The organism is Xanthomonas cannabis pv. cannabis (assembly GCF_000802365.1).
Classification (GTDB): Bacteria; Pseudomonadota; Gammaproteobacteria; order Xanthomonadales; family Xanthomonadaceae; genus Xanthomonas; species Xanthomonas cannabis.
Map to the genome: position 1 here is coordinate 1 of NZ_JSZE01000126.1, position 9,961 is coordinate 9,961.

Genomic DNA, 9,961 nt, shown 5'->3' on the forward strand with positions numbered 1-9,961 from the left:
CTCTGGCCGGCATGCGAGCCGTCGCCGAACACGGTGTCCATCTGCACTGCCGAATCCTTGTACATCAGCGCACCGGCCTCGGCGATGGCGCTCTCGCCCGGGTCCAGCTCGACCTCGACGAACTGCATGTCGTTGCCGACGATGCGGTAGTCGATCTCATCGGCGCGGCCAGCCGTGCCGGTCAGCGGTGGCGGCGCACTGCCGCCGCCCTGCAGTTCGGCCAGCTGACGGGCCGGGGTCCAGCCATCGAGCCCATCGCGCCAGGCCAGTGCGTCGGGTTGGCGCTGGGCGTATACGCGGGCGTTGGCAGCGTCGAGCGGGCCGATGCGTTCGGCCTGTCCGGGAACATGGAAATACCACTGGGCCATCGGGACGCCTCCTGTCTGTAGGTGCGGCGAGTCTAAGCGCAACCGCAGCGGCGGCGTCCCGTGTCCAAGGTCATGCGCTGGGTGCAGGTGGGCACGGCGGCGGGGCGTGCCACGCGCAGCACCGTGCATCGCAGGGCACGCAGCACCTCCGCGCCACACACACGCGCATCGGCGCGCAGCGGTGCGATGCGAGCCATGGGCCACCGCGCGCCAGCACGGACCGACATTGCGGCAAGACACGTTCACGCGCTTGCACCCAGGCAAGCCACCGTAGCCATCGGGAAACAGCGCGTATTGCAGCCGCGTCGGCTATCCACGCCGCGCGTGCGTGGCTACCGCACACACCGCAGATCCGCATCGGTGCCCGATCGCGTCTGACAGGCAGGCGCACAGGAACACCCTGCAGCGCTCACTCCCCAACGCTCGCCCAATAGCGCTCGCCATCACGATGCACGCGCACCGGGCCATCGAACACCGCCGACAGGCTGGCATCGGTGAGCAGCGCATCGCGCGCGCCGTCGGCCACTACCTTGCCCGCGCGCAACAGGATCACCCGCGCGATCTCCGGCACGATCTCTTCGATGTGGTGGGTCACCAGCACCAGGGTGATGCCCTGGCGGGCGAGATGACGCATCGTGTCCAGCAGGTGCTGGCGCGCCACCAGATCCAGGCCGGTGGAGGGCTCGTCCAGCAACAGGGCGCGCGGGCGGTTGACCAGGGCGCGTGCGATCAGCACCCGGCGGGTTTCGCCGGCCGACAGCTCGGCAAACGGGCGGTCCAGCAACGGCAACGCCTGCGCCAACGCCAGTGCTTCGCGGGCACGGGCGCGCATGCCGTCGTCGATCTCCCGATGCGGCGGCACCACATAGCTGGCGAAGAATCCGGACAGCACCGCGCTCTCCACATCCAGCCCCGGCATGTCGGCCAGGTTGACGCTCAGATCGCTGGTGACGATGCCCAGCTGCGAGCGCAACCGGTCCACCTGCCAGCGCGTCTGCCCCAGCACCTTGACCGAGGCCTGTCCGTCGCCGCGTGCCAGCGGATACAGCTCGCGGGTGATGAGTTTGATGAAGGACGATTTGCCGCAGCCGTTGGGGCCCAGGATGGCGGTGTGCTGGCCCAGCGCGATGCGCAATTGCAATGCATGCAACACGCGAACCTGGCCGCGCATCACACTCGCCTGGTCGAGTTCGATCAACGCCGGCGCATCGGCGGGTACAGCAGCAACATCGGTAACAACAGTCATACGGAAGGCATCAGGCAGTGGGAAGACAGACGTGTGAACCGCTTTAGAAATGTAGGGGCGACCCTACGCGTGCGAAGGGTGAAGTTTGCCGCGATCGCCCCCATCATGTCTGCATCGACCAACGAGATGCGCCGCCGTGGACCTGCCGATGTTGTCCGACCCGATCATCGACTTCCTGACCGCCGGCGTGGCCGGGCTGGGCGTGTGGGGCATGCTTGCAGTGCTGCTGGTATTCACCCAGCTCACCATCTTCTCGGTGACCTTGTACCTGCATCGCAGCCAGGCCCACCGCGGCGTGGATTTCCATCCGGTGGTGGCGCATTTCTTCCGCTTCTGGACCTGGCTCACCACCTCCATGATCACCCGCGAGTGGGTGGCGATCCATCGCAAGCATCACGCCAAGGTGGAGACCGAAGAAGACCCGCACAGCCCGCAGACCAAGGGCATTTCGCAGGTGTTCTGGCGTGGCGTGGAGCTGTACCGCGAGGCGCGCGCGCAGCGTGCCGACATCGAGCAGTACGGCAAGGGCGCACCCACCGACTGGATCGAGCGGCACCTGTATACCCCGCATGCCAATGCCGGCCCGGTCGCCTTGCTGGTGCTCAACACGGTGCTGTTCGGCCTGCCGGGCATCGCGCTGTGGGCGATCCAGATGGCGTGGATTCCGTTCTGGGCCGCCGGCGTGGTCAACGGCCTGGGCCATTGGTGGGGCTATCGCAATTTCGAATCCGCCGACACCTCCACCAACCTCACCCCGTGGGCGCTGTGGATCGGTGGCGAAGAGCTGCACAACAACCACCACGCCTTCCCGAGCTCGGCGCGCTTTTCGATGCGGCGCTGGGAACTGGACATCGGCTGGATCGCCATCCGTGGATTGCAGGCCGTGGGTCTGGCCAAGGTGTTGCGCGTGGCGCCGTCGCTGGATATCCGCCCCAATATCGCCGTGCCCGATGCCGATACGCTCAAGGCGCTGTTGTCGCATCGCTTCCAGGCCATGACCGACTACCAGCGCAATGTGCTCAAGCCAGCGTTGCGCGACGAGGCCGCCGCCACCGGCGCCAAGCTGCGCGAGCTGTTGCCGCGACGCCTGCGCAAGGGCCTGGTCGACGACGGGCGCTGGCTCAAGCCGGACGCGCGCGCGCAATTGCAGGCGTGGGTGGCGCAACGCCCGCGCATGCGCACCCTGGTCGAGTACCGCGCGCGGCTCAGTGCGGTGCTGGAGGCCCGCAGCCACGACGCATCCGAGCGCCTGAAGCAGTTGCAGCAGTGGTGCCACGAGGCCGAAGCCAGTGGCAATGCAGCGCTGCAAGCCTATGCGGCGCGGCTCAAGGGTTATGCGCTGAGTGGGCCGTAAGCCCGGCGGCACGCGTGCTGCCGTGAGTGCGCGTGCGTTGCATCGTCTGGCGCCGCCTGCGCTGCTGATGGCCTGCGTTGTCCTGGTCTGGATGCCCGCGGCGCATGCTCAAGTGCAGGACAGCCAGGAATATCTCAAGCGCATGGACAGCGATGGCGATGGCCGGGTCAGCCGCGATGAATATGTGGCCTGGATGAGTTACGCCTTCGATCAGCGCGATGCCGATCACGACGGCGTGCTGCAGGGCGAAGAGCTGCCCGGCCGCCGTGGCAAGCCGATTACCCGCACGGCACACCGCGCCGGCCTGATCGAGCGGTTTGCGCGGCAGGATGCCAATGGCGACGGCTATCTGAGCGCACGCGAGCTGCTGGCGCCGCCCCGCTGATGCCTACCTTCGCGCCCGGCTGACGTCGGCTTGGGCAAGCTCGAGCGCATGTTCACTCTCGATCAGGTCAGCCGGCATTACGGCCAGTCCATTGCGCTCGACAACGTCACGCTGACAGTTGCACGTGGTGCGACCACGGCGTTGATCGGGCCGAGCGGCGCCGGCAAGTCCACCGTACTGCGCATGCTGGTGGGGCTGGAATGGCCCGACAGCGGCAGCGTCAGCTTCGATGGCACGCCGCTGACGCGTGCCGGCCTGCAGGCGCAGCGCCAGCGCATCGGCTATGTCATCCAGGAAGGTGGCCTGTTTCCGCACATGGACGCGCGCAGCAATGTGGTGTTGCTGGCACGGACCCTGGGCTGGCCGCGCGAGCGCATCCAGGCGCGGCTGGAGAGTCTGTGCACGCTGTGCCAGCTGCCGCCGGCGTTGCTGGCACGCTACCCGGCCGAACTCTCCGGTGGCCAGCGGCAACGCGTTGGCCTGATCCGTGCCCTGATGCTGGACCCGCCGGCGCTGCTGCTGGACGAGCCGCTGGGCGCGCTGGACCCCATCGTGCGGTACGACCTGCAGGCGCAGATGCGCGAACTGTTCGCCCAGCTTGGCAAGACCGTGGTGCTGGTCACCCACGACGTTGCCGAAGCCGCGTATCTGGCAGACACCCTGGTGCTGATGCGCGCCGGTCGCGTGGTGCAGCAGGGCAGCGCGCAGTCCTTGCTCGCGCAGCCGGCCGAGCCGTTCGTGCAGCGCTTTCTCAGCGCGCAGCGCAGCATCGGCGACGCGGCATGATCGTGCGCGTGCTTGCCATGATGATGCTGCTGATCTGCAGCGGCGGCGCGTCGGCCGCCGGGGTGACGGTGGGCTCGAAGAATTTCACCGAGGCGGTGATCCTGGGCGAGATCGCCACCGCTGCCGGCAAGCGCGCTGGCGTGGACGTGCAGCACCGCGCCCAGCTCGGTGGCACCCGCATCCTGTGGCGCGCGCTGGAGACCGGGCAGATCGACGCCTACGCCGAATACACCGGCACACTGGCGCAGGAACTGCTGCAGCTGCCCACCGCCAGCCAGGCCGAACTGCGCGCGGCGCTGGATGCACGTGGCCTGGCGATGACGCAATCGCTGGGTTTCGAGAACAACTATGCATTCGGCATGCAACGCGAGCGGGCACGCGCGCTGGGCATCGCCACCTTGTCCGATCTGGCCCGTCATCCAACCCTGAAGATCGGCCTGAGCAATGAATTCATGCAGCGCGCCGACGGCTGGCCCGGCGTGCGTGCGGCCTACGCCTTGCCGCAGACCGCCACCGGGCTGGATCACGATCTGGCGTATCGCGCGCTGCAGAGCGCAGCGATCGGGGTCACCGATCTGTACAGCACCGATGCGGAGATTCCGTATTACCGGCTACAGGTGCTGCGCGACGACCGCCATTACTTCCCGGAGTACCAGGCGGTCTTTCTGTATCGCAAGGATCTGGCACAGCGCGCACCGGCAATGCTCGAGGCGTTGCAGGGGCTGCAGGGGCGTATCGACGAAGCCACCATGCAGCGGCTCAACGCACAGGTGAAGCTGGAGCGCCAAGGCGAGGCGGCGGTTGCGGCGCAGTGGCTGGGCGTGGCGCCGGCCACGCAAGCCGATTCGCGTTTTAGTCGATTGTTGCGTCACACGCGCGAGCATCTGGCACTGGTCGGCGTTTCGCTGGGCTTGGCGCTGCTGATCGCCTTGCCGCTGGGCGTGCTGGCCGCACGGCGGCCGCGTCTGGGCCAGTGGGTGCTGTCGTTGACCGGCGTGCTGCAGACGCTGCCGTCATTGGCCGTGTTCGTGTTCATGATCCCGCTGTTCGGCATCGGCGCGAAACCGGCGATTGCGGCGTTGTTTCTGTATAGCCTGCTGCCGATCGTGCGCAATACCTACGCCGGGCTGACCTCGATCCCGCGCGAGCTGCGCCAGACCGCCGAAGCGATCGGCGTGCCTGCGTGGACGCGCTTGTGGCGGGTGGAGTTGCCGCTGGCGCGCCGCACGATCGTGGCCGGCATCCAGACCGCCGCGGTGATCAACGTGGGCACCGCCACGCTGGGCGCCTTGATCGGTGCCGGCGGCTATGGCCAGCCGATCCTCACCGGCATCCGTCTGGACGACATCGGCCTGATTCTGGAAGGCGCGATCCCTGCAGCGGTGCTTGCGCTGATGGTGCAGGCGCTGTTCGAGGGGCTGGAACGCTGGGTCACCCCGCGTGGCTTGCGCATCAGCCGTGCCTGAACGCGTAGGAGCGGACCCGGCCGCGACGGGGCGTTACACGGGGCACGGCGTTATCCGCGTAACACCTGACAACGCTCGGTAACGCCCCGTCGCGGCCGGGTCCGCTCCTACGTGCGGCTTCATGCCTCTGGCAGCGCTGCGATCAGACCTGACAGCGCCTCGCCGGTGACGCTCAGGTGCGGTGCGATACGCAGGCGTCCGTGACGCCGCGTGCAGATCGCCCCGCGTTCGCCAACGGTCGTTGCCACGGCCTCCAGCCGGTGTGCCGGCGGCTGCAGGGCGGTCAGGTGCGGCGCATGCGCGGGCGTGGACCAGCAGCCCAGACCGCGTGCCTGCAGGGCCGCATCCCACTGCGCGGTGAGCGCGCCAAGCGCTGCGGCGATTCGCGCAGGTTGCCAGGCAAGCACTTGTTGCAAGGCGGCGGTGGCCATCGCGATCCTCAACGGATCGGCCACCCCGCCGGCATCGAAGCGACGGGCGCCCTCGCGGTAGTGCGGTGCCTGCCCGATGGGGAATTCCCAACTGCTGCCGGCATCGCGGCCGATCCAGTGCTCCTCGATCGGCACCCCGTCGACGCGCCACGGCGCTGCCACCCACAGCCACGCCAGACCCATCGGCCCCAGCAGCCACTTGTGGCCGACGCTGACCACGAACGCCGGCCGCCAGCGCGGCAGATCGGTCGGCAACACGCCCAGGCTCTGGCTGAGGTCCAGCACCAGCGCCGCACCGCGTGCATGCACCGCCGCGCTGATGCGGTCCAGGTCCAGCTGCCGTCCGTCCAGCCAGTACGCATGCGGCAGGCTCGCGACACCCAACGCCGGTGTGCGCTCGATGGTCTGCAGCACCGCCTCGCTCAGGTCGGCGCCGCTGTTGGTCGGCACCGCCACGAGGTGCGCACCGACCTCGCTGCACCGCCGCTGCCAGATCAGCAGGTTGGACGGGAACTGCCCTTCCAGCACCAGCACAGCTTCGCCGCGCTGCAACGGCAGATTGCGTGCGGCCGTGGCCAGCCCATGCGCGGCCGATGGCAGCATCGCCACCGCGTCGGCATCGCCATCGAACACCTGCGCGGCCAACCCACGCAGCTGCTCGATGTCCCGCACCCACGTATCGAACGGCAACCGCCACGGTGTGGCCATCGCCGCGACGGCCTCATGGGCAACGCCCTGCACTGCACGCAGCAGTGGTCCGCGAGAGGCCGCGTCCAGATAGATGACCTCATCGGGCAGCGCAAATGCCTGTTGGCGGTGCGCCCAATCGAAGGGGGCGGGGAACGAGCTGGACAGCGAAGACGTTGGCATGCCAACAGCTTACCGCTGGCTGCCATGCCGCCGACACGGCGCGTTCACGGGCGCTGACCAAGCATACGGCGATGTCTGCAACCTCACCCCTGCTGGTCGATCGCCAGCAACAGCAGTTGTCCCTGCTGGAACGCTATGCGCAGACTCGCGCATTGAGCGATCGCCTTGCCGCACCGTTGAGCGCTGAAGACGCGATGGTGCAGAGCATGCCCGATGCCAGTCCCAGCAAATGGCATCTGGCCCATACCACCTGGTTCTTCGAACGCTTCGTGTTGCAGGCCGACCCGGCGTACCGCGTGTTCGACCCGGCATGGGATTTCCTGTTCAACAGCTACTACCAGAGCGTTGGACCGATGCACGCGCGCGCGCGTCGCGGTGTGTTGTCGCGCCCGTCGCTGCAGCAGGTGCGCGACTACCGGGCGGCCGTCGACAGCCAGATGCAGCAACGCCTGCAGGAGGGGCGGCTGGACGCGCAGGCCTGCACCATCGTGCAGTTGGGCATCCAGCACGAGCAGCAGCATCAGGAATTGCTGCTGACCGATATCAAGCACGCGCTCTGGAGCAACCCGCTGCAGCCGGCCTACCGCGATGCGCCGGCACCGCCTGCCGCCATCGCCAGTGCGCTGCGCTGGCACGCGCGCGACGAGCAGATCGTCGAGATCGGCGCTGCCGCATGGCCCCGCTGCGACAGCTTTGCCTACGACAACGAATCACCCCGTCACCGCGTGCTGGTGAGCGCGCATGCGCTGGCGCATCGGGTCGTGACCAACGCCGAATTCCAGGAATTCATCGACGCCGGTGGCTACCGCAGTGCCGGCGCCTGGCTCAGCGATGGCTGGGCCATGGTGCAGGCGCAAGGCTGGCAGCACCCGCTGTACTGGGACGCGGACGGACGCGAGTTCACCCTGGATGGCTGGCGCATGCGCGACCCGCATGCGCCGGTCTGTCATCTGAGCCTGTTCGAAGCCGACGCCTTCGCACGCTGGGCCGGCGCGCGCCTTCCCACCGAAGCCGAATGGGAACAGGCTGCCACCGGCGTGCCGGTGCAGGGCAATTTCGTCGACGGTGGTGCGCTGCACCCATGGGGCGCCGAGGCCGTGGATACCGGGTTGCAACAACTGTTCGGCGATGTCTGGGAATGGACCGGCAGCGCGTATCTGCCGTATCCCGGTTTTGCGCCGTGGCCTGGTTCGCTGGGCGAATACAACGGCAAGTTCATGAACGCCCAGTGGGTGCTGCGCGGCGGCAGTTGTGCCACGCCGGCCAGCCATATGCGCGCCAGTTACCGCAACTTCTTCCCTTCCGATGCGCGCTGGCAATTTGCCGGCGTGCGCCTTGCCAAGGATCTGCCTTGAACGCCGCCGCCCATGCCATGCAACGCGCCCATGCCGCGCTGACCGATCTGCGCCCGCAGCCGGACGACATCACTGCCGATGCCCTGGCCGGTCTGTCGCAGACGCCCAAGACGCTGCCGTCGAAGTATTTTTACGACGCCCGCGGGTCGGAGCTGTTCGAAGCCATCACCCGGCAGCCGGAGTATTACCTCACCAGCACCGAGCTGGGCCTGCTGGAGGCCAGCATGGCCTCGATCGCGCAGGCAATCGGCCCAGGCGTGCATGTGGTGGAATACGGCAGCGGCAGCGGGCGCAAGACCGAACTGCTGCTGCAGGGCCTGCGCGATGTGGTGGCCTACACACCGCTGGAAATCTCGCGCACCGCGCTGCTGGACAGCACCGCGCGGCTGGCCCAGCAATTTCCGCAGATCCAGATGCTGCCGGTCTGCACCGACTTCACCAAGCCGCTGCGTCTGCCTGACGCACAGCGCCCGGCACGTCGCCACGTGGTGTTCTTCCCCGGCTCGACGCTGGGCAATTTCACCGACACTGCGGCGGTTGCGCTGATGGATGCCATGCGCCAGACCATGGGCAGCGACGGCTGCGCGCTGATCGGCATCGACCTGGACAAGGACGCCAGCCTGATCGAAGCCGCCTACAACGATGCGGCCGGGGTCACCGCCGAATTCACCTTGAACCTGCTGGCTCGCCTCAACCGCGAGATCGGCAGCGACTTCGATCTGGACGGCTTTCGTCACCACGCGGTGTATGCGCGCGAGCGCGGCCGCATCGAAACCTTCCTGATCAGCCAACGCGCGCAGCGCGTGCACATTGGCGGCCAGGACATCGCGTTCGCCGAAGGCGAGGCGATGCAGGTCGAATACAGCTACAAATACACCGACGCGCGCTTTGCCGAGCTGGCCGCCGCGGCAGGGCTCAAGGTCACGCACGGCTGGAACGACGCCAAGGACTGGTTCGGCCTGCGCCTGCTGCGTCCCCTGTAATGACGCGGTGCAGGCGTGCAACCGCCCGATGACGCACAGATTGCCGCGCTGATTCGGCACTTGCTCGCGCAACGGCGGCCCGAGCAATCGATCTGCCCATCGGAGGTTGCGCGCGCACTGAGCGATGATGCGTTCGTGTGGCGCGCCCTGATGCCGCAGGTGCGCGCGGTAGCTGCAGCGGCCGCAGAGGCCGGCGTCGTCCGTGTCACCCCGCAAGGCAGAACCGTGCAGCTGCCCGGCGTACACGGGCCGATCCGCCTGATGCGCGGGCCGCAGTTCGACTGAGGTTTGGCCTGCACGATAAGCGGTACGCGCAATCACTTCGGGCCGGTTCACTGCAGGGCGGATGATCCAGGCGAAAGCTGTGATCTGTAGCTTGGCTGCAGGACCCTCGACCAGACTTGAAGACAGCCAGCCATCGCGACACGCACGATGCAAGCGTCGCTACCTGATTGCTTGACCCGGGCAGCAAAAGCGAAGAGCGGATAGTCTGCGCCGTTGCTGCAGGGCCCATGCCCGCCCACCATCGCAGGACACGCCGCAAGTACATCCCTGTAGGCTCCGTGGCGGCATCCATGCCGCCAAGGGTCCCGCGACGGTGGGCGGGCAAGGACCAGTGGAGATGGTCGGTGTGCATGGATTTCAACAGCGACTAGCAAGCTGGGACGCGGTGTCTTTGCTTTTCAACAAAGCGTTTCAACAAAACCACCAGTCACC

10 protein-coding genes are annotated in these 9,961 nt (G+C 67.6%); 7 read left to right on the plus strand and 3 right to left on the minus strand.

The genetic code is table 11. The features are described from left to right. Both OZ10_RS17505 and OZ10_RS17510 read right to left on the minus strand, forming a co-directional pair. Positions 1–368, minus strand: a 368-nt coding sequence (locus OZ10_RS17505; RefSeq protein ID WP_039566213.1) for a GYF domain-containing protein, incomplete at its 3' end; no start/stop codon positions are given. A gap of 409 nt (positions 369–777) precedes the next feature. After that, positions 778–1,614 carry an ABC transporter ATP-binding protein gene (locus tag OZ10_RS17510; RefSeq protein WP_039407086.1) on the minus strand — a complete coding sequence of 279 codons (837 nt, stop codon included), beginning with the start codon at positions 1,612–1,614 and terminating at the stop codon, positions 778–780. A gap of 148 nt (positions 1,615–1,762) precedes the next feature. Between OZ10_RS17510 and OZ10_RS17515 the strand changes: the two genes are divergently transcribed. The 4 genes from OZ10_RS17515 (at position 1,763) to OZ10_RS17530 (ending at position 5,605) form a co-directional block, all read left to right on the plus strand. Further along, a complete protein-coding gene (locus OZ10_RS17515) occupies positions 1,763–2,968 on the plus strand; it encodes a DesA family fatty acid desaturase (protein WP_039407150.1) in 1,206 nt (401 codons plus the stop codon). 67 nt (positions 2,969–3,035) lie between these two features. Next, positions 3,036–3,353 carry an EF-hand domain-containing protein gene (locus OZ10_RS17520; RefSeq protein ID WP_039407153.1) on the plus strand — a complete coding sequence of 106 codons (318 nt, stop codon included), beginning with the start codon at positions 3,036–3,038 and terminating at the stop codon, positions 3,351–3,353. A gap of 48 nt (positions 3,354–3,401) precedes the next feature. Next, positions 3,402–4,139: an ATP-binding cassette domain-containing protein gene (locus OZ10_RS17525; RefSeq protein ID WP_039566219.1), complete on the plus strand. Its 738-nt coding sequence runs from the start codon at positions 3,402–3,404 to the stop codon at positions 4,137–4,139. Continuing rightward, complete coding sequence (locus OZ10_RS17530) at positions 4,136–5,605, plus strand: ABC transporter permease/substrate-binding protein (RefSeq protein WP_039407089.1); 1,470 nt, start codon at positions 4,136–4,138, stop codon at positions 5,603–5,605. The genes OZ10_RS17525 and OZ10_RS17530 overlap by 4 nt, the downstream gene beginning before the upstream one ends. Positions 5,606–5,724: 119 nt before the next feature. On the opposite strand, the gene OZ10_RS17535 is transcribed toward OZ10_RS17530, so the two are convergent. After that, on the minus strand, positions 5,725–6,906 hold the full coding sequence (locus tag OZ10_RS17535; protein WP_039566217.1) for an aminotransferase class V-fold PLP-dependent enzyme: 1,182 nt from the start codon (positions 6,904–6,906) through the stop codon (positions 5,725–5,727). 71 nt (positions 6,907–6,977) lie between these two features. Here OZ10_RS17535 and egtB point away from each other — a divergent pair, with 71 nt between their 5' ends. Genes egtB through OZ10_RS17550 form a run of 3 tightly spaced genes read left to right on the plus strand, consistent with a single transcriptional unit; the run spans position 6,978 to position 9,529 of the window. Then, positions 6,978–8,261, plus strand: coding sequence for an ergothioneine biosynthesis protein EgtB (egtB, locus tag OZ10_RS17540; protein WP_039407094.1), 1,284 nt, complete (start codon positions 6,978–6,980; stop codon positions 8,259–8,261). Then, complete coding sequence (gene egtD, locus OZ10_RS17545; protein WP_039407096.1) at positions 8,258–9,244, plus strand: L-histidine N(alpha)-methyltransferase; 987 nt, start codon at positions 8,258–8,260, stop codon at positions 9,242–9,244. The genes egtB and egtD overlap by 4 nt, the downstream gene beginning before the upstream one ends. Positions 9,245–9,259: 15 nt before the next feature. After that, positions 9,260–9,529 carry a DUF3253 domain-containing protein gene (locus OZ10_RS17550; protein ID WP_039407098.1) on the plus strand — a complete coding sequence of 90 codons (270 nt, stop codon included), beginning with the start codon at positions 9,260–9,262 and terminating at the stop codon, positions 9,527–9,529. Positions 9,530–9,961 lie beyond the last annotated feature (432 nt).

Coding starts and splice junctions, on each gene's coding strand:
- OZ10_RS17510 (WP_039407086.1), bottom strand. CDS start 1,614: ATGACTGTTGTTACCGATGTTGCTGCTGTACCCGCCGATGCGCCGGCG.
- OZ10_RS17530 (WP_039407089.1), top strand. CDS start 4,136: ATGATCGTGCGCGTGCTTGCCATGATGATGCTGCTGATCTGCAGCGGC.
- OZ10_RS17525 (WP_039566219.1), top strand. CDS start 3,402: ATGTTCACTCTCGATCAGGTCAGCCGGCATTACGGCCAGTCCATTGCG.
- OZ10_RS17520 (WP_039407153.1), top strand. CDS start 3,036: ATGGCCTGCGTTGTCCTGGTCTGGATGCCCGCGGCGCATGCTCAAGTG.
- OZ10_RS17515 (WP_039407150.1), top strand. CDS start 1,763: ATGTTGTCCGACCCGATCATCGACTTCCTGACCGCCGGCGTGGCCGGG.
- egtB (WP_039407094.1), top strand. CDS start 6,978: ATGTCTGCAACCTCACCCCTGCTGGTCGATCGCCAGCAACAGCAGTTG.
- OZ10_RS17535 (WP_039566217.1), bottom strand. CDS start 6,906: ATGCCAACGTCTTCGCTGTCCAGCTCGTTCCCCGCCCCCTTCGATTGG.